This window comes from Sulfurospirillum sp. MES (assembly GCF_000789415.1).
Taxonomy (GTDB): Bacteria; Campylobacterota; Campylobacteria; order Campylobacterales; family Sulfurospirillaceae; genus Sulfurospirillum; species Sulfurospirillum cavolei.
In genome coordinates this window covers 266288-288014 of record NZ_JSEC01000002.1, presented here as the reverse complement: position 1 = coordinate 288014, position 21727 = coordinate 266288, and the positions used below count along the sequence as shown (strand labels likewise).

Genomic DNA, 21727 nt, shown 5'->3' with positions numbered 1-21727 from the left:
TCCCTAATATTTCATGCATTCTGTTAATGCTTGCGCTATTTTATCGCTATCTTCACTTTTGAGAAGTACTAAAACATTATCCATTTCATCATGCATTAACTTCATAAGCGCATTATCAGAGTAATTCTTTTTTACTTTATTTAGAATAATTTTATACTTGCTTTCATAAAATTTTCCAGTTTCAATATCATTATTTTGAAAAGACATAGTGGACACGCTGGTAAAAAGCATCGCGCAATATACCCTTTCATCTTTTGCTTGCAAAGAGCTAGCTACAATAAAAATAAATAATAAAATAATATTAATCATTTTATTCATTGAAATGACCCCAAAGTACTAGTTGTTTCATTTTTATTGTTAAAGAAGTTTTTATTTTTCTTCCTCAAACTCTTCTTTAGTAAGTAATTTTTTTTCTAAAAGTTCATTCCATTTTAGCATCTCATCAGAAATCGAAAATGAAGTAAAGCCTTATATCCCAGATTCTAATATTTGTGCTTATTGCTGGTTAAAAAGAAGATCAATAATTTATCCATAGAAACTCAAAGAATTATTTTTCATAAAATCCTACAAAACATCCTTCTTTAAGTAAATAATATTTTAATTCATCAATATTATAACTGTGAATCAATTGGTCTTTTTTGGGGTCAAAAATAATACCCTCTATTCCAGAATCACGCTTATAAGTCCAATCTTCATGTGGTGCTCTTACACATAATGTATGAGATGATTGAGGTTGAATATAAAAGTCTTGCTGTTTATCATCTTTTAAATTGAGTTGAATCTTTTCTATAAAAAACATATTCCCATTTTTTTTCTCTAAAAATGAACCTATCTCTATTCGCATACGATCAATAGGCAAGTTACTATTATTAAAAATTTGAATAAATAATGGGTGCTCTGGATTCGTACATTTAGATTTATTCAATTCTACATAAATTTCTACTTTGCCAGCGTCATTCTGGGGAGGGAATAAGTAATCTTTAGCTTTTCCTAAAGTACTATTATCTTTAGGCTTAGTAAATAACATACTTGATATACCTTCTTTAGGATATTCACCTTTTGGTATCAATAAGCAACTTCCTGCTAATAAAAAATATGGTAATATCAAAACTAACAAAAATCGCATACTAATCCTTTTTTAATTTTAAGAAAAAATAAATTAATGGTGTAGCTAATAATCCATAACCTAAAAATCGACCAAAGATTTCTCCATAAATTTCGGGAGAAACAGAAATTCCCATTTTAGTCCTTAAAAATCCTAAGGATCAATTTTGTAGTTTATCAATAAGCCAATTAGCATTGCAATTACAAGACCTATGCATGTTTTCTATAACATGAAAACTATCGACCATCTTCATCCAAACAACAAAAATACTTATTCCAACAACTAAAGAAATAATGAATGCAAAGTTTTTCTTCATAGCTTGTCTTATAAAAAGCTCTATAGAACTAGGCGCTATAAGCGATTGATAAAGAATGTTACTCTAGCCAACCTTTTAAATAAATAAGTTCCATAGGGCTAGGTATAATGGAAGAATTAGATATTGATAAAGTTCATCAGCAGATTGGTAAAAATATTGCCGAACTTAGAAAGAAGAAGAATATTAGTCAATTAGAATTATAAAAGTATAGGGGTCAGGTCTAAACTTTTAACTTTTATAATATTCGTCCGTACAGAAAACTATAATAAGGGACATGAATGAGTCGCCAGTACAGTTTTTTTATTCAAAATCTTTTTACATGTAAAGCTATGTTAAGTCAAAAAGTTAAAAGTCAAGCCCTGACCCCTTTTATGTGCGATAAATAATTTTAGCATGATATTTCCATAATTTTTAAGTTATCGTTTAGATTATCTTTTGTCCTCTTTATTAAATGTTAAAATTTGATATTTTAATAAGATTTAAGATATGGCTATGATATGATTATTAAATGTTTTAAATTGATTTATAAGATTTGTAATTGATGTCGAGATTAATTACCTACTATGATGCAACTTATAAGTGAGGAGTGCTAATGACTGCATACAAAGAACTAACAAATCAATATGGCAAACTTTGGGGTAATATTTTTAAATTTGCCAGAGCCCTAGCATATGGTACATTTTTTCTCTTTCCATTCATGGGTGTTGGTATGTATACTGAAACAAATCATCCTATTGTGTATGGCTCAATTCATGGGATACTTAATATTTTTATTCTTTTTGCGATACTTGGTCAATTTGTGAGTGAAATTGGAGAAAAAACAAGTCTGCTTTATAATACTGTATCAATATTTTTAATGGTTTTTATAGGGGTATTAGTGGTAAGGGTTGTCCAAAATTATTTTTTGCCAATTAATATTCAAAATATCGTATTTGATTTTAATGTGTTATTGAAAATGTCTATAGAATACCTACCAGTAGCAATTTTTTTAGGACTTTTAAATATGATTTACCAATTAATTTTTAATTTTATCTGTATGAAAAAAAGTTTTAAAACGATTCATGCAGAGCATGAAAAATAATTTATTTTGGAAAAAAAGAATGTTGAATCAATTGAATATATTTTGTTTTTTAATTATGTCGATAATATCTTTGAGTTTTGCAAAAGATTCAAGTAATGAGTTTAACAATGCAGTAATTGCCTATAAAAATAAAGATTTCTTTGTTGCATTTGAGCTTTTTGATAAACTTTGTAAAAATGGTAATTTAGTAGCTTGCAATAACCTTGGAATCTTGTATGATAATGGATATGGTACCAGACAAAGTTATCAAAAAGCTTTTGAGATATACAAGAATCTATGTGACAAAAAAATTTCAATTGGTTGCTATAATCTTGGAGCTATGTATTCATCAAGACTTGCCGTAGAAACCGTAGATCGAGAAAAGGCATTAGATTTTTTTGGTAAAGGATGTGATTATAAAAGTACTATAAGTTGTGAACGTTATGCCCTTTTTAATAAAAGTAAAAGCTATATTTCAGATACCAATAGAGAATTTATTTTTTCAGAAGAAAGCAATAATTACTAAACTGAGGAAAAGAAAGAAATTTGTAAAAATTTCAGAACATAAACAGGAAGTATTTAGATTAGTGAAGGAAAGATTGGCTTTTTAGAAAATTACTTTTTAACTTCCATTCATAGAATAAAAATCTTCATAGAACGCTCAAAAACATCAAAAAAAGACCAATAGAAAGATTAGTCAATACAAAACATCAGAATGAAAAAAATTGATATAGAAATCGCTCTCTTTTAATTCTTTTTCTTTTAGCGCGTAATTTTTCTTTTTCTTTGGTATGAGTTTATTTACTACAAATGAACAATTACAAACGTATCTAATCAAATTTATTATGGCTTTCTGAGAAATTTTATGCAAAGAATTTGATGCGGGGAAAGACTTTAAAACGTAAAAAGAAAGGGTAAAGGGGACAGGCTACTTTAATGAAATTGAGCAATAAATCTTTTACATCTAAAATAAAAAGTAGCCTCGTATCATTCAAAATCCACTCGAAAGAGGGATAAATGGGACAGGCTACTTTGACTCTAGGGGGCAGGGTTAAACTTTTAACTTTTGGTACGTAAGTTCAAGTAATTAATGCAAGTTTGCAGATAAATATCTTTACATGAAAGTATAGCAGGATAAAGGGGACAGGCTACTTTAATGATGAAATTAACTAATACATTTTTTACATATAAACTATGTTAAGTAAAAAAGTTAAAAGTTTAGCCCTGACCCCTAAAAATTGTTAGTTTGCCAATTCAATAAATAAGCGCAATTAAAACAGGAGGGAAGGTTACTTTAAATATATACATTTGTTCCATAATTATAAAATCAATCCAAAAGGAAAAAAATGAAAAATACAAAACAAAATTTAGTTTATGTACTCTTTGTACTGATAGCATTCATGTTTACAGGCTGTGCTGTAACACAACCTTCTGAGCCTTTAAGTGGGAAAGTAAAATTTGAAAAAATTACTCTAAATTTTATACAAAAACATACCCCTACAACAAAACAATATCAATCACAAGATGATGTTGAAAGAAAACTCAATGATGAAATCATCAAAAATTTAGAGCTCAACACTATGTTAGATGCTAATTCAACAGATGAATTGGTCATTACGATTGATTTTAGAAGAATTTTTATGGGTGAGGATATGCCTATTGCAAAATTAAGAAGCGATACAATAGCTTCCCCAAAATTAGGTTATGACATAAAAAAAGTCTAGGGGTCAGGTCTAAACTTTTAACTTTTATAATATTCGCCCGTACAGAAAACTATAATAAGGGAAATGAATGAGTCGCCAGTACAGTTTTTTTATTCAAAATCTTTTTACATGTTAAGCTATGTTAAGTCAAAAAGTGAGTCTAGGGGACGAGGGCTAAACTTTTAACTTTTGAGTTGCTAATTTACCAAATAAATACAATCTTGCAGATAAATATTTTTACATGTAAAAATAATGAAATGGAAAATAATGAGAAGTAAACGCATTGTATCGCTTATCGTTAGCCTTCTTTTACTTCTCAATCAAAAAAGCATAGGGGTCAGTTTCCATCTTTTACCATATGACTAATCATTAATTTATTATGTGTTATAATGATGTTTATACATCACTACATCATAAAAGGAGCATAGGATGCATAGAATCAGTTTAACCATAGATAAAGAGCTTTACGAACAAGCAAGGGCATTTGGTTTTATAGAAAAAAAATCTATTTCTCAAATTTTACGTGAAAGCTTGGAAGTTTATTTTAAAACATCAAATTCCAAAGATAAAGCAGCTCTGATTTTAGATGCCAAAGACAAAGAAGATGTTTTGCACATCTTGAATTCAGATACGTTTACAGATCAAAATGATTTCGCTAAAAAGTATAATGTGTGAAAATATCATTCTCCAAGACATTTGAAAAAAGCTTTTCAAAATATGACCATACTTTACAAAAACGCATTTATGATGCGATTGTAAAATTACCAGAAGGTGATGTCAAACGATTGGCGGGTGATGATATACCACCCCTTTTTAGATTGAGGGTTTCTAAATATCGTATTCTTTTTTATATGGATGACATTGAAATCAAAATTTTAAAAGTCGATAGTCGAGGCGATATCTATAAATAAGATTTTCCACCTCCGATACCGATAGAATCGTCTCTATGGTAACCAATATTAACGCTCTAACGAGTGAAAATGCCAGAAGTGTCGAAGAGATCGCAAGCGCGGTAGATCACCTCTCAAAATTGGCGGAAAGCCTCAACGCTAAGTTAAATCAATTGAAATCTTAATCCTCTTTTGCACGGAGATAATGTTTTCAGACGTTATATCCGCTTTGTTTACAATCGAAAAAGCATCCATGCTAAAGAAAGCATGATGATTCCGATGAGCACTTCTAAAATCTTCCATGAAAGCGGCTTTTGAAAAAGAGGGGTTAAAATCCTCGCTCCGTATCCTAACGAAAAGAAGAAAACAAACGACGCACTCATCGCCCCCAAGCCAAACATCGGAGCAAGTGAGCCAAATTTAGTCGAAACGGAGCCTAGTAAAATAACCGTATCAAGATACACATGCGGGTTGAGCCACGTAAAGGCAAGCACAATTAAGACGGTTTTCAAAAGCGATGCCGTCGGTTGGTCGAGAGGGTTTAGCTCATGCGTCATGCTCCATGCCGTGTAAAAACTCTTCAACCCATAGGTCACTAAAAACATAAAACCGCCGTACTTCGCGACCGTTTGCAGTGTGGGAAACTGCTCTACCAAATACCCGAAACCAAAAACGCCCGCGAAAATTAAAACAGCGTCGGAAAGTGCGCAAATCAAGCAAATGACAAACACATGCTCTTTTTTGATACCTTGTTTGAGCACAAAAGCATTTTGCGCACCGATGGCTAAGATCAGAGAGAAACCGAGACTAAAACCGGAAATAAATGCGTTCATAAAGGGCTCTTTTTGGGAAAAAATTGATGGATTATAACCAAACCTCTCTAAAAAATTTGACTCCTTAGTTTAAGATATTTCCTCATTTTCCTTTTATATTTACGTATAATTTACGCAGTTTTGCTATTCTAGCTTTTGAATATGAATACAATTGAAAGGGTATTATGTTTTTAGCGACGATTAACAACAAGCTCGTCTTTTTACTGGCGATCATTTTTTTAGGGTTTAGTGCCATCGGGTATGAGATTATCAAGGAGGCGAACGATGCCAAAATGGCGGCGATTCGCTTGACGACTATCGCCGAGATCGAAAATGCAACACTGGAATTGCGCATTCAACAACGCGATTATCAGATCTATTTTAAACCGGTCAATCTCGAAAATTACGAAAAAACGTACCGAAAGCTCTTGGCTGATTTGGATGAGCTTAAGACGATTTTGATGAGTTCTTCCAACCATAAACGTATCGAAACGCTAAAAAGTCTGCTCATCGAGTGGCATGAGATCAACGTGCCGCGCATGAAACTCTTCGGAACCTACGGCGTGAAAATCTATGACGAAGCTTTTGCGCAAAATTTTCCCGAAGATGCCAAAAAACTCGATGAATACTACCAAAAAAGCAGCAAAATGTTTCGAGGACTGAGCGAAAAACTAGACGATTTAGCTTCTTCGGTTAAAACCAACAACTTTGAGCGTTTAGATACCAACAAATTTGCCTCGCAGCTCTCTTTGGGGATTATTTCTCTTTTTGTGGTCAGCATTTTCTTTCTTGTTACCCGCTCTATCAAACGGTCCGTTTTGCATGCCAAAAACGCCTGTGAGCAGATGCGAACGAGTAAAGATTTAAGCGTACGGATTAATACGGGAAGCAAAGACGAGATCAACGATATTATGAATGCCATCAACATGTTAATTGCCGACGTCGCTAACGCATTAAATCTTGCCAAAAGTAACGCCCTCGAAAACGCTTCCGTTGCCGAAGAACTCTCAAGCACGAGCTTGCAAATCGGTAAGCGTGCCGAAGAAGAAGCCAAAGTCGTTTTTGAAACCACCAACGACGCCCAAGAAGTTGCCAAAGCCATCGGTGATGCCAGCGAGCGGTCACATAGCGTTCAAGAAATTACGTTTGGGGCACACAAAAGCTTGCTGAGTGCGCAAGCGTTGCTCGATGAAACGCTGACGCAACTGAGTCAAACGGCGGAAGCGGAAGCGACGATCAACGATCGACTGAACCATCTTGCCGGCGAAGCCGAACAAGTGAGGTCGGTCTTAGACGTTATCGGAGACATTGCCGATCAGACCAATCTTTTAGCCCTGAACGCCGCCATAGAAGCGGCACGTGCGGGAGATCACGGGCGTGGATTTGCCGTGGTTGCCGATGAGGTACGCCAACTTGCCGAACGCACGCAAAAAAGCCTTGTGGAGACCAATGCCACGGTCAATGTGATCGTCCAGTCTATCGGCGACATTAGCGGTGAAATGAACCAAAACGCTAAACGCATTCATGAACTCAGTACATTTTCCAACCAAGTCACGATCCAAACCAACGATGCGGTGGGAATGTTGGAGCAAAGCACGCAGGCAACGCAAGAGGTCGTACACAATGCCAATGCCAACGTTAAGCTCATTAAATCCGCCGTTATCGAAAAAATCGGTGCGATCAATACGCTCTCAAGCTCCAATGCCAGAAGCGTCGAAGAGATTGCGGGTGCGGCAGAACACCTCTCCAAGCTCTCATCCAACCTCAGCGATACCCTCGCACAATTTAAAACCGCTTAAACGTCATCCCTTCTCGTTAACGCCGAAGCAACCGTGAGGGCGTTAACGATGGTGTTTGCGCTTTAAGAAACGCTTTAAAAAGAGCCGTCGTACAGAAATTCGGCGATCGCTTCAAGGCTCTCTTGGTCGACGCCTATGGTCGGCATAAGCTCAAATTTTTTGACCGCATCTTGTAAAATCGCACGCTTCGCATCAGGGGCGTTTAACCATCGCACCGTAAACGACACGAAAGCTTCTTTTGTCTGAAACACGTTTTTGTAACGCGCTTGTATCTCTTTTATCGCAGGTGCGGAGAGGGTTTTCGTATAGTCGTGACATGTCACGCAGTTGCCTTGAAACAATGTTTCGCCGCTAGGGGCGGCATACAAAGAGACGCTTAACAAAGAGATCAATCCCCAAGAAATGACATGCATCGCTGCTCCTTTTTGTCGGATTGTAGCCAAAAAAGGGCTTTTTTGTCGTTGCGTTACGTCAAGGAAAAGCGAAGAAAAACCTTACATGTGATGCTAGGGGAAAGACTCGTCGCTTCAGCCATAATGACATGTAGGTTTTAACTGACGATAAAACGTGTCAATATTTATTGAAATAAGTTTTATTTAACACACTTTTAACACTAGGACTTTAAGATTGATGCACCATTTTAAGGGAGAATGTATGAAAAGAATGATTGGAGTGTTTTTGGCGGTCTCGACGCTTTTAATTGCGGAGACGATAGATCTTGGAGCGATTAGCGTCGAGGGTGAGCGTTTTTCGACGGAAATTAAAAATATTAGCGGCGAAGAGCTAAAATCGGCGGACTTAGCCGAGGCGCTTTCTCGTAATAGCGCGTCTATTACGATGATCCGAGGAAGCGGTGTTGCCAACGACATTATTTTACGCGGGCAAAAAAGGGATAACATCAACGTTTTGATCGACGATGCCAAACTTTACGGAGCATGCCCGAATCGGATGGACCCTACCGTCACGCATATCAATGCCGATAATATCGAAAGCGTTAAGATCGTCGAAGGTCCTTATGACGTCGAAAATTTTGGAACGCTGAGCGGTTTGGTCGTAGCGGAAACCAAAACTCCGACCAAAGAGCCAAACGGCGACGTTAATTTGGGTATCGGCAGTTACGGTTATCGTAAAGCATCTGCGAGTGCTAGCGGCGGAAACGAGTATATTCGAGCTTTGCTCAGTGCGTCTACCGAGCGAAGCGATCAGTACAAAGACGGTAACGGCGATACGTTTTACGACCAACTTGCTAAAACGACGACGGGAACTTACCAATATAAAACGGATGATTTACGTTCGTATGAGAAAAAAACGTTTATGGGAAAAGTTTTCATCACTCCCGTGGACAATCAAGAACTTCGTTTAGGTTACACGCTCAATCGTAGCGATAACGTGCTCTATCCTTCGCGTATGATGGATGCAGACTATGACGATAGCGATATTTATACCTTAGGTTACAGTCTCTACGATTTGGGAACGCTCTCTAAAGAACTTGCTTTAGAAGCGTTTTACTCCACCGTCGATCATCCGATGTCAAATAAATACCGTAAAACAAGTTCGTCAACCAGTTATACGGTCAATAAACTCGAAACGGAAGTCCAAGGTGCCAAACTTAAAAACATAATGGATTTAGGTGGCGGAGAACTCACATACGGTGTTGATGCGAGTAAACGTAATTGGGACGGTAAAAAATACACCTATACCATTGCAACCGGAGCGGAAAGCGGCGTGACGCGAACGGGGATGCCCGACGTCGATACGACCAATAAAGCACTGTTTGCCCATTACGATAAAACGATCGATCGCGTGAACGTTCAAGCAGGCGTGCGTTATGACGATACGGATATTAAAGCCCATCGCCAAGGCGTAGCGACGGTTCAACGCTACGACAATGATTACGAAGCTTTTTCCGCCAATACGATTGTGACGTATAAAGCGACCGATAACGTGGATTATTTTATCGGTTTCGGAAAAGCGTCGCGCGTACCGGACGGCAAAGAACTTTACGGTGCGACCAAATCAACGGGTATTTTAGAACAAACGACCAATTACGAAACCGACTTAGGGTTTAAGGCGCATTATGAAGCTGTGGATATCAAAGGAAAACTTTTCTATTCGGACTTAAGGGATTATATCTATTATAACGCGACGGCGCAAAAATACGTTAACGTCGATGCCGCTATTTACGGTGCGACGTTAGATGCTTCTTACGAGGTTGCTAAAGCATGGACGCTCGGTTACGGCATGAGTTATTTAAAAGGCGAAAAAGATAAACCGCTTGCGGGACAAAGCGATAAGGATTTAGCGGACATTGTACCGCTTCGCGCCGTAACGTCGCTGACCTATCATGAAGCGGAACATACGTTAAAAACGGAACTTGTCGCGGCAAAACGTTGGGATAACGTCGATAGCGATAACGGAGAGCAAATCCTCGGTGGATACGCCGTTTTAAACCTCAAATATACCTATAAAATCAGTCAAAACTTTGACGTCACGGTCGGTATCGACAATCTCTTCGACAAAACGTATGCCCTTTCCAATACCTATAAAGACCTCAGTTTATTAACCGGAACGGACGGAGACGTTATGCTTATTAACGAACCGGGTCGTTACGGTTATATCAACTTGCACTACTCGTTCTAAATCCTAGTGCCGCTTTGACATGTCAAAGCGGCACTCATGCCAAACCCTTTCGCCCAGTAACACGATGCCGATCGCCATCATGCCGTACTCAAACGCTCCGGCGACCTTTTGCGCCCAAAAATCGTGAAGCAAAATCAGCACCAGTGCACCGTAAACGGCTTTATGATAGCGTGAAAAACGCGCAAAAAGTTTTTTGGTAGACGTCAACGCCATCAATAAAAGAATCAAAAAGGCGATAACACCGACGTAGATAAAGGGTTTTTTGAGGCTTTTTGCAAAGAGCGTCACGAAATCCAATTCGCTGTCTAAAACGATAAAAACGCTTACATGTAAAAGAGCGTAGACAAACGCAAAAAGTCCGAGCGTTTTGCGAAAACGAAGCAGATTGAGGGCGCAAACTCTTTGACATGTAGAAGGTGCTAAGGAAAGTAACAGAAGCAACAAGGCTCCCACGCCTGTCGTAGTGTAGAGCATTTTGATGGGGTCGATGGCACTTTCAAGCGCGTAGTACGTATAGCCTAGCGGTAAAAGGGCTAAAACAACGATGAGTGTTTTCAATACTGCTTCCTCAAATCCATACCGGCGTATAAATGCGAAACCTCTTTTTCGTAGCCGTTAAACATCAGCGTCTCTTGCTTGGTGAGTTTACCTAAAAGCCTTTCTTTGGCTTGGCTCCACCTTGGATGATCGACTTGAGGGTTGACATTGGCATAAAAGCCGTACTCTTCCGGTGCCATCGCTTGCCACGTGTTGAGGGGTTGTTCTTCCACGCATTCGATGAGATCAAGCGATTTGATGGATTTAAAGCCGTATTTCCACGGAACGACGAGACGAATGGGCGCGCCGTTTTGTTTGGGCAAAGGCTTGCCGTACATACCGACCGCTAAAAAGGTAAGCGGATGCCTTGCTTCGTCCATACGAAGTCCTTCCACGTAGGGGTGTTTGATGGAGGCAAAAAGACCTTTGGCTTGGTCTGGGAAGATGTCCGGTTCGTGGCGCGTGGTAAATTTGACGTATTTGGCTTTGGAGCCGGGACGCAAATAATCAAGCAGTTTATAAAGCGGAAATCCGATCCACGGTACGACCATCGACCAACCTTCGACGCAACGAAAACGGTAAATCCGCTCTTCCAGCCCGAATTTCGCGATAAGATCGTCTACTTCGACCATCTCTTCGCGTGCGATTTCGCCGAAAAATCCTAAACTCCACGGTTTCAGTTTCATTACTTGCGCCATTTTCACGGGGGCGGTTTTATCGGTGGAAAACTCGTAGAAATTGACGTAGTTGCTGACTTGCTCGAACGTATTGGGTGTCAGTTTTAACGGGTTGGGGTCTTTCGTGAAAGAGAGTTGTATCTCTTCGGGCATAGAAGCTAAAAGTTGCGAGAGTGCGGTGGAGCTTACCAGTGCGCCCGCTCCGAGTTTGAGAAAATGACGGCGTGCCTCAAAGAGGATTTCCGGCGTGATAGAAGGTGTCGGCATGTTTATTCCTTTGTCCTGCGCTTATACGAGGAGATCAAAATGGTTTTTAATATAATCGGCGATACGAAAGGCGTTTGCATAAATCGTCCATGTGTAAGGAACACTGCCTCCTGTGGGCATAAAACTCCCGTCTGTTACGAAAAGATTGGGAATATCGTGGCTTTGGCAATAGCGATTGAGCACGTGTTTTTTAGGATCGTCACCAAAACGGCAGCCTCCCGCTTGGAGATTTTGAGACGGTAAAGGAGAAATTTCGTACGTTATATTCTTCGCTCCCATGTGTTGGAGTAATTGAGTCGCTTTGGTGGCTAAAAATTCTCCTACCCTTACATCTTCGGGATGCGCCCCTATGCGAATGTTTGCAACAGGAATGCCGTATTTATCTTTGTATTTTTCATCAACGGAGACGAAACAGTTATCATTGGGCATCCAATCGTTAAAGATTTCAAAATTAAGCACTCTGATTGTTGTAAATGTTTGAAAGATTTTATCTTGAAGCTTTTGCCCAAAGATGAGTTTGTCGTCTTCTCGTTTCAAAGCGTTGGCACGTCGAATCGGATTGGCATGCTCAAATAAAAAGTCAATCAATCCACCTTTAAACTTTGGTGTAAAATACCAATCTTTCAAGGCACGATTTACAAAAAGCCCCGGTTGCAAAAGAACTTCTTGACTAAAATGGCTTACATCAAACTCACCTGAACCCATACCCCCACCTGAAAAGAGAAGATTTTTTCCAACGGCTCCTGAAGAATTGGCTAACCCGTTCGGAAATGCCTCATTTTTGGAATTTAACAATAAACGTGAACTCTCAACTGCTTGCGCTGCAAGGATAAAAAGTTTAGCTTTTACCTGTTTTTGAGTGCCTTCTTTTGTAAGATAGCGTGCTTTTTGAACCTTGTGCGTACCATCGGTTTCCAATTTGACTACAAAAGCGTTTGCTATGATATGTAAATTACCGGTTGCTAAAGCAGGTTGAATTAAAGCAGCTCTTGAGCTTCCTTTTGCTCCGCTTGAACATGCGTAAGAACCGCAATAATGAGAATAGTAACACGGGTTTCGGTTCCCTTTAGGTTCGGAAAGAATGGCTCTTGGTGTCATGAAAGAGGTGAAGTTTAACTCTTTACATGCCGCATCAAATTTTTCAACAATGGGGTGTTCTGCTAAAGGGGGATACGGGTATGCGTTAGTGCTTCTTGGTTCTTGATGCGCATGTTCGCTAACACGTCCTGAAACACCAACGATTTTTTCAACCATATCATAGTAAGGCTCAAGCTCTTCATAGCGTATAGGCCAATCTTCAATATTGGCTCCCTCATACGCGCCGTAAACAGATTTTAGCTTAAAATCATTTGGTTTAAGGCGATGAAAAAAGCCGCTCATGAAATTGGAAGAGCCTCCCAGAAGACTTCCGTTCCAAAAATTCCAATTATTTTCATAGGTAGGCGTTTTGATCCATTTTCCCTCTTCCAAGGTTTCAATCGTATGGTACTCATCGCTTAGTTTGGGCGTAAAAACTGGGCGTTTGGTATAAGCGATTTCATCTTTGGAAAAATCTTGTTCACTGTAAATATCGCCTTTTTCAAGAATAACCACTTTTTTCCCAGCATGTGAGAGTTCATAAGCAAGCGGTCCTGCTCCCGCACCGCTACCGATAATGCAAACATCGTACTTCATGCTTTTCTTCCGTATTTTTGCATAGGGCGAGGATTTCCATTGACATGTAAGGTTGCATTCCACCCTCGTTCATGGGTATTTCCACCGTAAATAGGATCGCTAAACATAGCTTCAAGCGTATAATAGATAAGTCTTGAAAGCCATTTTTCTAAGTCATCATCTTTTGTTGCAATCTCTAAGATTTTGTTTTTGGATACAGTATCTTTCTCCCAAAAATCCGGAAATTTTTGATGAAAAACAAAAGCTCCTTTGATAAGCAACTCTACATCATTTGCATCAAAATATTCGGATGAACTGTTCGATACCAAATAAAAAAGTGCATTTACCTCCTGTGCTGATGGCATGTGTTGGGTTTTGGGAAATAAAACGTCTTGCACACTTGCTATGGTTTCCCATACGTCTTTAGGAATTTCTCGAGCGTGCGTATCCATTCTCAAAAACAAAGGTGATGTAGCACCGAGTGCTATAAAGGTTCGTCTCTTCATGGTAGCTATTTTAGCACACCGCATGTAAAGGATTTGTGTAATAAAACTACATAATGACTACACGTAAAATCATTATACTGCCACTATCCAAACCCCAAAAAAGGAGATTTTATGCAAGTTAAAGTTAAACCTCTTGTAGCGTTAGGTATGGCTGCAATGTTCGTAAGCGGTGCAATGGCGGCCGAAGGTAAATGCGGCGGAGAGATGAACGCTACCAAAGATACCAAAGAGATGAAAAAGCCTGCCGATGCAAAATGCGGCGGCGATAAAATGTCTCAGGATACCAAAAAACCCGCCGATGCAAAGTGCGGAGCGGAAAAGAAATAAGTAAGGCTCACAGTCATACCGTAGCCTTCGCAAAGGCTATGGTATAATGGATGAAAAAGGGAACGCTCGATGAAGATTTTAGTGTTGGAGGACGATCCTATTTTGTCCGACATTTTACTCTGTCATCTCAACGGACATAGGCATCAAACCGTGCATTTTTGCGATGGACGATTAGCTTTTGATGCACTAAACGATCAAAAATTTGACCTTTTAATTCTTGACATCAATGTCCCCAAATTAAGCGGTATCGACCTTCTTAAAGAAATTCGTACGTATCAAAACAATACTCCTACCATTATTATAACCGCCTTTCAAGATACGGCTCATTTAAAAAAAGGCTTTGAGAACGGCTGTGATGATTATATTAAAAAACCTTTTGATCTGGAAGAGCTGGATTTAAGAATTAAAAATATTCAAAAACGCTTTCACATCGTCAATGAAGAAGCCTTAAAATTAGACGACGATATTTCGTTAATCGTTTCAAAAAATCGTTTGCTTGTCAATGGAATATCCTACACGCTTACTCGCAAAGAGTGTAAAATTTTACTGTATCTGTGCAATCAAAAAGGGAAAGTCGTTTCTTCGGAAGAGCTTATTCAAAATTTATGGGATTATCATGAAATGCCCAGTGAAGCGACGATTAGAGTTTATATTAAAAATTTACGCACTATTTTAGGAAAAGATAAAATTCAAACCGTTAGAGGAAATGGATACCTTTTTGAATAAAGAAGAACTTAAAACATTATGGGGATTTTTAATCGTCTATGTTGCCTCCGCTTTGATCCTTATGGTGATCATTGCTATTTTGTATTACCGCAGCGAGACATATAAAATTAACGAAAAACGCTTAATGGAAATTAAAACCGTCATCATGGGTTATGAAAAAGAGCTGATGAGGGCGGAAATGGATAAAGTACCTTATGCGTTTCATCCACCGAAAGAGTTTTTTAGCGTGGCATTGTTAAACAGGGAAAAACAACCTCTTTTTTCGAACTTCAAAAATCAGATTGTTGATGTGAATGCAACACGTTACGCCGTTCGCGAATTAGCAACGCCTATCAATGAAGTCGCCTATATTGTTGTCGATGAAGCCAAGAGCGAACAAGAGATATTCACGTTAAAATTCATTATTTTCTTGAGTATTTTTATATCCGCTATTTTTGTCGGTATTGAAGGTTATTTTTTAAGTCGGTTTTTACTCAAGCCCGTTCATTCGCGCATTGAAAAACTCAATAAATTTATTAAAGACAGTTCGCATGAACTCAATACGCCCGTAGCGGCTTTGATGATGAGCGTTTCAAGCCTTAAACAAAGCTCTTTTAGCGATAGACGCATTATTAACCATATCTCTATTAGTACCAAACTCATTTCACAGATTTACAATAGCTTAAGCTACATCGCTTTTAACGATATCGATGAAGTCTTTGAAGAGTCCTTTGATCTTGCTCTTTTAATCCAAGAGAGCGTTAGCTATTTCAATGAAATCGCCGTGACGAAAGAAAATACGATTACCGCGCAACTTCAAACAACCTTTATTCATATGGATAAGTCCCGTATTCAAAAAGTGATTCACAATCTTTTATCCAATGCCATCAAATACAGTTATCCCAAAACAACGATTTCCGTGAAACTTTCCGAGTACCTTTTGACGGTTACCGACAAGGGTATCGGTATTAGCGAAGAAAATAAAAAAACTATTTTTAAGCGATTTGAACGTAGAAGCACCACAGTCGGTGGTTTTGGTATAGGACTGGATATTGTGAATTCTGTTTGCAAAATGTACCGTATTAAAGTTTGGGTTGAATCCGTAGCCATGAAGGAAACCACGTTTTACTTACAATTTCCTCCGCTTCGAAACGGTGGTACAAACCTATCGGTTTGAAAAAGAGTTCAAACGCGATTTAGTGTTTTTGTAGCCACGTTTGGATCATTTGATAAGCGATACTTGTGGAATAGGGCAGGTCGGGAAGCGTCTCTTTGGTAAACCATTTGGCGTCTTCGAGCTCCTCTTCTTGAATGATGATTTCTCCGCTTTTGTATCGGGCGAAAAAGCCGATCATAAACGAATGGGGAAACGGCCACGGTTGCGTACCGAAATACTCCAAGTCTTCGATTTCGAGTCCGACTTCTTCTTTGACTTCCCGCACCACACACGCTTCGGCACTCTCTCCGGCTTCGACGAATCCGGCGATCAGGCTGTACATGCTATTGGCATAATGGTACGAACGCGCTAAGAGTATCTCGTCGCCGCGCGTAATCAGTACGATGCACGCGGGGGAGAGTTTGGGGAACGAAAGTTGTCCGCAAGCGGTACATTTGAGGGAAGACATGGTTGCAAAGTAGCTAAAAGGCGCACCGCATCTGCCGCAAAAACGGTTGTCTTGAAGCCAGTGTACGAGTTGTTTTGCGCGAATTAACGGCTCTAAGAGATCATCGCCGACCAAAGGAAGAATGCTTCGAAGTTGTCTTTTTTCAAAAGGTGCATTCACTTCCAAGGCCGCGTCCCAAAGGTAGAGGCTAAAGGTTTGTCGATCGTTTTTGGCGATGTCGAATCGGTGCGTCGGTTCTTGAAGTCTCGCTAAATCTTCTTCCGAGGGAAAGGTAAGATCGGGAAGCAGTAAGACTAAATCATCCGAAAATGCTAAAATAAATCGGTTTGGTTCGTGTTGCGTCGGTTTAAAAAACGGAACAATAGGGTTCGCCATCGCAAAATCCTCTTTTTTTTGATCGAAGCATCATAGCACAAACCCCCTAAAGAGCCTTAAAAGTGGATTTTTGAGAGGAAAAAGAAAAAAATTGAAAAATTCGTTATGTTTTAAAATATATTACGATATACTATGTTTCTGATTTGAGCGTCAAGGCTTCATGCGCTTCCCCATGTTTGAAGCTTTGACGGTTCGTTGATCAAAGGAGTCGCGATGGAAGTTTTCAATACGATTTTTTGTTCGCTATGTGAAATTAGCAGTATTTTGACGCTTTTTTGCTTAATGCTCATTGGTATTTACGGATTAACCTTCAAATGTTTTACCCTGTTTTTAAGGTTTGATAAAACCGTTTCTTCCCAAAACGAAACCCACCCGCGGCTTCCGTCCTAAGCTTCTCTAAACGGCAAGACGGGCAATATGACCGTTCTCTTAGGCAATGGGGCGATTCGTTCAACATAAACTGGAACAAAAGAAAATCATTTTTCACTCTTACATGTAACGTTGCAAAGCGGAACGGGCATCTCCAAATAGCCGATCTCTTCTAAACATGCCAGCCTAAAACGATCTAAGGGCGAGCGAACTTTATAGTAGGCCCATTTCCCGCGCCGCTCAACGCGCAAAAAGCCGGCATCTTTGAGGATTTTAAGATGGCGCGAGACGCGCGACTGGATCATGCAAAATGCCGATTCGATTTCGCAGACGCAAACTTCGCCGTTTTGATGAATGAAATTTAAGATTTGCACGCGCGTTTCGTCGTTGAGCGCGCCGACGGTTTTTAAAAAGGTTTCCATAAGCACTCTTTTGGGTTTAATGTGGAGTAGTATAGCATAAGAAGATTTCATATCAAGATATATTGATTTATAAAATGCGCTATAATTTTATAAAAAAGGTTTGTCATGGAACTTCATACATGGCTTTTGTACCTGACGGTTGCGCTTATTGCTATCGTAAGCCCAGGTCCTGCAGTACTTTTGGCAATCAATAACTCCATTATCTACGATCTCAAAGCGACCGCTTTTTCCTCTTTGGGCAATATCATCGGTCTTTTTGTCCTCTCAAGTGCCGCGATGCTCGGGCTTGGCGTGATGTTAAAAACGTCCGCAATACTTTTTGCGGTATTTAAAGTTTTAGGGGCATGCTATCTTATTTACATCGGTATCAAGCAGTTTCGTGCCTTCGGTAACATTTTCCAACAGGTTGAACTTGAGCATCGTAAGCGCAAAGCGCAAGATGTAAAGATCTTCCAAAAAGGGTTTTTGGTCTGCATCACCAACCCCAAACCGATTATCTTTTTTACGGCACTTTTCCCGCAATTTATCAATCCCGAAGCACCGCTTTTGGAGCAGTTTTTTATTTTGACGTTGACGTTTATGATGCTTTCGTTTAGCACGTTGATGGGATATGCGTATTTTGCTAAACGACTTAAAGCGTGGTTTTTGACTTCGCAAAGAGCTTCGTGGTTTAACCGTGCCGTAGGGGCGATTTTCATCGCTTTGGGTTTGGGGCTTTTAGGGCTTGAACGCAAATAAGATTCTGAGACAATAAGCGTGTGCAAGCGATGAACGCACCCGTGTGGAGCTTCTTGTCGAAGAAAATCTAGTATTTGCGTTACCTTTAACGTAATGCTTATAAAATTTTTTCTTTGATCTTCATCATCCCGTAAAAAAACAACGGCGTAAAGAAAACGCCGATCAAGGTTAACGTCAACATTCCACCCACCACGGTCGTTCCGATAATATGGCGACTGTTAGCACCCGCACCCGAACTTAACGCCAAAGGTATCGTTCCGGCGATAAATGCCAAAGAGGTCATAATAATGGGACGAAAGCGGATTTTTGCACCCTCGATCGTTGCGTCGATGAGGCTTAAGCCTTCCTCCATCTTTTGCAACGCAAACTCGACCATTAAGATCGCGTTTTTCGCCGAAAGACCGACGAGGGTAATCAATCCGATTTGAAAATAGATGTCGTTTTGGAGTCCGCGAAGCCAAACACCCGCATAAGCACCCAAAAGTGCGAACGGAACGGCAAGGACGATCGCCCAAGGGATCAGCCAACTCTCATACAATGCCACGAGAATTAAAAAGATAAACAAGACCGCGAAGACGAACGAGAGATTGCCTTTGCCTAAGAGTATTTTCTCTTGGAGTGACGCTCCGCCCCATGCAATTGCATAGTTTTCGGGCAGGACTTCTTGGGCGATCTCTTCCATGATGCGCAAGGCGTCGCCCGAGGAGTAGCCCATCGCCGTTTCGCCTAAAATTTGCGCCGAGGGGAACATATTAAAACGTTTGGTAATGCTAGGATTGAGCGTGCGTTGAAGCGTCATTAGCTCGTTTAACGCAATAAACGCCCCGCTTGAAGATTTGACGTAAACGTCGCCGTAATTTTGAATCGTTTCGCGAAATTCGTCTTTGGCTTGGACGTTGACTTTGTAGTTGCGCCCGAAAAGATTGACGTCGTTGACGTAAACGCTTCCGAACATCGCCTGAATCGTCGTGTACACGTCGGCGATGTTGACGCCGTAGGCTTTGACTTTAGCTTCGTCGACGTCGATGCGGTATTGGGGCGTACCGGCACTGAGCGTGGAGCGAACCGCTTGTAGCTCTTCGCGTTTTGAAGCTCTTTGGACGATCTCTTTGGCATAGGTTTCCAATGCGGCGTAATTACCGCCCGTTTTATCTTGAATATACATCTCAAAACCGCCCGAAACGCCGAGTCCGATGATAGAAGAGGGCGCAACGGCGATAATACGCGCCTCTTTGTTCTTCGAAAACTCTTTGAGCATGGCTTTGGAAAGGGCTTCTACGCTTTGGTTGGCGTCCTTGCGTTGATCCCAGTCGTTTAGCCTGACGTAGCTGTACCCCGCATCGGTCGTGTAGGCTTTGGAGCTAAAGTCCGATCCCGAAAACCCGCCGACTTTGGCTACGTCGGAAAAACGCATCGCCACTTCTCCCACGAATCGATTGACTTCATGGGTACGGCTCAGCGATGCGCCGGAGGGTAGCGTGCTAACCGCGAAAAAGACGCCTTTGTCCTCTTTGGGAATCAAACCGGTGGGAATATGATGCGACAGTTGGTAAATCCCGAAAATCATTACGCCGAAGAGAAGCAGGTTAAAAGCTCCGTAGCGAATCGTTTTCGTGACGATTTGCCCGAAACGCTGCGTTAAAAGATCAAACAAGGCGTTAAATTTTCGAATCAACCATAAAGGCTCTTCTTCCTCTTGTTTTAAAATCAACGCACACAATGCAGGCGTAAGCGTTAAGGCAACCAATCCCGAGATCGTGACCGAAATGACGATCGTAACGGCAAACTGGCGTGACATCGTACCGCTTAACCCGCCCATAAACGCCGCTGGGATAAACACCGCGCTGAGAACCAAAACGATGGCTAAAACGGGTGCGGTAATCTCTTGCATCGCTTTGATCGTCGCTTCTTTGACGCTTAACGCCTCTTTGCGCAAGATGCGCTCGATATTTTCAATGACGATAATCGCGTCGTCAACGACCAAACCGATGGCAAGGGTTAATCCGAAGAGTGTTAACAAGTTGATCGAAAAGCCGCTTGCGTAAAATCCCGCGAAGGTTCCGACGATCGAAACGGGGATCGCCAAAACGGGAATCAGCGTTGCGCGAAGATTGCCCAAGAAGAGATAAACGACGCCGATAACCAACACGATCGCTTCTAAAAGCGTGACGATCACTTCATGAATGGAAGCTCGTACAAACGTCGTCGGATCGTAGGTCGCGTCGATGCGAAGACCTTCGGGAAAATGGCGTGAAAGCTCTTCGATTTTTTGATCTAACAAGTCCGAAACCTCCAAAGCGTTTGCCGAAGAGGTCAAATAAACGCGAATCGCCGCCATAGGTTGGTTATTAAAAAGCCCTTTGAAAAAATACTTTTCCGCTCCAAGTTCCACCGAAGCGACGTTTTTCAGGAAAAGAGAAGAGCCGTCGCTTTGCGTTTTAATCAAAATATCGCCGAAGGCTTCGGGTGTTTTTAGGCGTCCTTTGGAGGTGACGGTATAAGTATAAGCCAGCGGTTTTTCCATCGGCTCTTGCCCGAGTTGACCGACGGGAAACTGTTCGTTTTGCGCTTGAATCGCGCTGATGACTTCGGAGGGCGTTACTTCGTAAAAGGCGAGTTTTTGCGGGTCGAGCCAAACGCGAATCGAATACTCTTGATTGCCCACGACGCTTGCTTCGGCAACGCCTGGAATACGTTTGAACTCTTCTAAGATATTGTTAATCGCGTAGTTTGCCATGTAGGTCGTGTCGTAGCGGTTGTCTTTGGACGTTAACGCCAAAACACGTAAAACGTCCGCGGATTTGTCGGCGACTTCTACGCCTTGACGTTTGACCGCGTCGGGCAGTTTGCTCTCGGCGATACGAATCCGGTTATTGACGTCGAGTTTGGCTTGCGCGATGTCGGTATCGACTTCAAAGTAGAGGTTCATCGTCAGCAAGCCGCTAGGAGACGTCGTCGACATCATATAGAGCATATGTTCCACGCCGTTGAGTTGTTGCTCTAACACCGAAGCGACGCTCTCTTCCAAAGTTTTGGCATCCGCACCCGAATAGGTCGTCGAAACGACGATTTGCGGCGGCACGACGTCGGGATACTCTTGAACGGGAAGCGTACGAATCGCGACGATACCCGCAATAACGATGAGCAGCGAAACGACGATAGCAAAATTGGGACGGTTGATAAAAAATTTGGAAAACATCG

Annotated in this window: 24 protein-coding genes; 13 read left to right on the top strand and 11 right to left on the bottom strand. The window is 40.6% G+C overall.

Annotated elements, in window-relative coordinates; translation table 11 throughout:
- Positions 1-3 precede the first annotated feature (3 nt).
- Both OA34_RS04965 and OA34_RS04960 read right to left on the bottom strand, forming a co-directional pair.
- On the bottom strand, positions 4-318 hold the full coding sequence (locus OA34_RS04965; protein WP_039673000.1) for a hypothetical protein: 315 nt from the start codon (positions 316-318) through the stop codon (positions 4-6).
- Between the two features lie 229 nt (positions 319-547).
- Positions 548-1126, bottom strand: a complete 579-nt coding sequence (locus OA34_RS04960) for a hypothetical protein (RefSeq protein WP_039672998.1) — start codon at positions 1124-1126, stop codon at positions 548-550.
- Between the two features lie 887 nt (positions 1127-2013).
- Between OA34_RS04960 and OA34_RS04955 the strand changes: the two genes are divergently transcribed.
- The 6 genes from OA34_RS04955 (at position 2014) to OA34_RS13540 (ending at position 5259) form a co-directional block, all read left to right on the top strand.
- The gene (locus tag OA34_RS04955) at positions 2014-2502 is read left to right on the top strand and encodes a hypothetical protein (protein ID WP_039672996.1); all 489 of its coding nucleotides are present in this window, start codon (positions 2014-2016) and stop codon (positions 2500-2502) included.
- Positions 2492-3007: a tetratricopeptide repeat protein gene (locus tag OA34_RS04950; protein ID WP_039672994.1), complete on the top strand. Its 516-nt coding sequence runs from the start codon at positions 2492-2494 to the stop codon at positions 3005-3007. Before OA34_RS04955 ends, OA34_RS04950 begins: the two co-directional genes overlap by 11 nt.
- 820 nt (positions 3008-3827) lie before the next feature.
- Positions 3828-4205: a hypothetical protein gene (locus OA34_RS04945; protein WP_039673302.1), complete on the top strand. Its 378-nt coding sequence runs from the start codon at positions 3828-3830 to the stop codon at positions 4203-4205.
- A 408-nt stretch (positions 4206-4613) separates the two neighbouring features.
- Positions 4614-4859: a hypothetical protein gene (locus OA34_RS04940; RefSeq protein WP_039672992.1), complete on the top strand. Its 246-nt coding sequence runs from the start codon at positions 4614-4616 to the stop codon at positions 4857-4859.
- On the top strand, positions 4856-5095 hold the full coding sequence (locus OA34_RS04935) for a type II toxin-antitoxin system RelE family toxin (RefSeq protein ID WP_286682856.1): 240 nt from the start codon (positions 4856-4858) through the stop codon (positions 5093-5095). Before OA34_RS04940 ends, OA34_RS04935 begins: the two co-directional genes overlap by 4 nt.
- A 35-nt stretch (positions 5096-5130) precedes the next feature.
- On the top strand, positions 5131-5259 hold the full coding sequence (locus tag OA34_RS13540; protein ID WP_286682855.1) for a hypothetical protein: 129 nt from the start codon (positions 5131-5133) through the stop codon (positions 5257-5259).
- Positions 5260-5307: 48 nt separating this feature from the next.
- Here OA34_RS13540 and OA34_RS04930 read toward each other — a convergent pair whose 3' ends face one another.
- Positions 5308-5907 (bottom strand): LysE/ArgO family amino acid transporter, encoded by a 600-nt coding sequence (locus OA34_RS04930; RefSeq protein ID WP_039672991.1) that lies wholly within the window; start codon positions 5905-5907, stop codon positions 5308-5310.
- Between the two features lie 164 nt (positions 5908-6071).
- Here OA34_RS04930 and OA34_RS04925 point away from each other — a divergent pair, with 164 nt between their 5' ends.
- On the top strand, positions 6072-7685 hold the full coding sequence (locus tag OA34_RS04925) for a methyl-accepting chemotaxis protein (RefSeq protein WP_039672989.1): 1614 nt from the start codon (positions 6072-6074) through the stop codon (positions 7683-7685).
- Positions 7686-7759: 74 nt separating this feature from the next.
- On the opposite strand, the gene OA34_RS04920 is transcribed toward OA34_RS04925, so the two are convergent.
- Positions 7760-8098 (bottom strand): c-type cytochrome, encoded by a 339-nt coding sequence (locus tag OA34_RS04920; RefSeq protein WP_039672987.1) that lies wholly within the window; start codon positions 8096-8098, stop codon positions 7760-7762.
- Positions 8099-8339: 241 nt separating this feature from the next.
- Between OA34_RS04920 and OA34_RS04915 the strand changes: the two genes are divergently transcribed.
- A complete protein-coding gene (locus tag OA34_RS04915) occupies positions 8340-10325 on the top strand; it encodes a TonB-dependent receptor (protein ID WP_039672985.1) in 1986 nt (661 codons plus the stop codon).
- Positions 10326-10328: 3 nt separating this feature from the next.
- Here the strand turns inward: OA34_RS04915 and OA34_RS04910 are convergent, their stop codons facing one another.
- The 4 genes from OA34_RS04910 to OA34_RS04895 are packed head-to-tail and all read right to left on the bottom strand — an operon-like array spanning position 10329 to position 13965.
- Positions 10329-10883 carry a protein-methionine-sulfoxide reductase heme-binding subunit MsrQ gene (locus OA34_RS04910; RefSeq protein WP_286682854.1) on the bottom strand — a complete coding sequence of 185 codons (555 nt, stop codon included), beginning with the start codon at positions 10881-10883 and terminating at the stop codon, positions 10329-10331.
- The gene (gene msrP, locus OA34_RS04905; RefSeq protein WP_039672983.1) at positions 10880-11806 is read right to left on the bottom strand and encodes a protein-methionine-sulfoxide reductase catalytic subunit MsrP; all 927 of its coding nucleotides are present in this window, start codon (positions 11804-11806) and stop codon (positions 10880-10882) included. The genes OA34_RS04910 and msrP overlap by 4 nt, the downstream gene beginning before the upstream one ends.
- Positions 11807-11827: 21 nt before the next feature.
- Positions 11828-13480, bottom strand: coding sequence for a GMC family oxidoreductase (locus OA34_RS04900; protein WP_039672981.1), 1653 nt, complete (start codon positions 13478-13480; stop codon positions 11828-11830).
- On the bottom strand, positions 13477-13965 hold the full coding sequence (locus OA34_RS04895; RefSeq protein WP_039672979.1) for a hypothetical protein: 489 nt from the start codon (positions 13963-13965) through the stop codon (positions 13477-13479). The genes OA34_RS04900 and OA34_RS04895 overlap by 4 nt, the downstream gene beginning before the upstream one ends.
- A gap of 111 nt (positions 13966-14076) precedes the next feature.
- Here OA34_RS04895 and OA34_RS04890 point away from each other — a divergent pair, with 111 nt between their 5' ends.
- The 3 genes from OA34_RS04890 to OA34_RS04880 all read left to right on the top strand — a co-directional run bounded on the left by OA34_RS04890 (position 14077) and on the right by OA34_RS04880 (position 16174).
- Positions 14077-14292: a hypothetical protein gene (locus OA34_RS04890; RefSeq protein ID WP_039672977.1), complete on the top strand. Its 216-nt coding sequence runs from the start codon at positions 14077-14079 to the stop codon at positions 14290-14292.
- 69 nt (positions 14293-14361) lie between these two features.
- On the top strand, positions 14362-15018 hold the full coding sequence (locus OA34_RS04885) for a response regulator transcription factor (RefSeq protein WP_039672974.1): 657 nt from the start codon (positions 14362-14364) through the stop codon (positions 15016-15018).
- Positions 15011-16174 carry a sensor histidine kinase gene (locus tag OA34_RS04880; RefSeq protein ID WP_286682853.1) on the top strand — a complete coding sequence of 388 codons (1164 nt, stop codon included), beginning with the start codon at positions 15011-15013 and terminating at the stop codon, positions 16172-16174. The genes OA34_RS04885 and OA34_RS04880 overlap by 8 nt, the downstream gene beginning before the upstream one ends.
- Before the next feature lie 19 nt (positions 16175-16193).
- Here OA34_RS04880 and nudC read toward each other — a convergent pair whose 3' ends face one another.
- The gene (nudC, locus tag OA34_RS13535; protein ID WP_286682852.1) at positions 16194-16997 is read right to left on the bottom strand and encodes an NAD(+) diphosphatase; all 804 of its coding nucleotides are present in this window, start codon (positions 16995-16997) and stop codon (positions 16194-16196) included.
- Positions 16998-17210: 213 nt separating this feature from the next.
- Between nudC and OA34_RS13530 the strand changes: the two genes are divergently transcribed.
- On the top strand, positions 17211-17387 hold the full coding sequence (locus tag OA34_RS13530) for a hypothetical protein (protein ID WP_286682851.1): 177 nt from the start codon (positions 17211-17213) through the stop codon (positions 17385-17387).
- A gap of 86 nt (positions 17388-17473) precedes the next feature.
- Here OA34_RS13530 and OA34_RS04870 read toward each other — a convergent pair whose 3' ends face one another.
- Positions 17474-17788, bottom strand: coding sequence for an ArsR/SmtB family transcription factor (locus OA34_RS04870; RefSeq protein ID WP_039672972.1), 315 nt, complete (start codon positions 17786-17788; stop codon positions 17474-17476).
- Between the two features lie 105 nt (positions 17789-17893).
- Between OA34_RS04870 and OA34_RS04865 the strand changes: the two genes are divergently transcribed.
- Complete coding sequence (locus OA34_RS04865; protein ID WP_039672970.1) at positions 17894-18526, top strand: LysE family translocator; 633 nt, start codon at positions 17894-17896, stop codon at positions 18524-18526.
- A gap of 97 nt (positions 18527-18623) precedes the next feature.
- Here OA34_RS04865 and OA34_RS04860 read toward each other — a convergent pair whose 3' ends face one another.
- Positions 18624-21725: an efflux RND transporter permease subunit gene (locus tag OA34_RS04860; protein ID WP_039672968.1), complete on the bottom strand. Its 3102-nt coding sequence runs from the start codon at positions 21723-21725 to the stop codon at positions 18624-18626.
- Between the last annotated feature and the right edge of the window lie 2 nt (positions 21726-21727).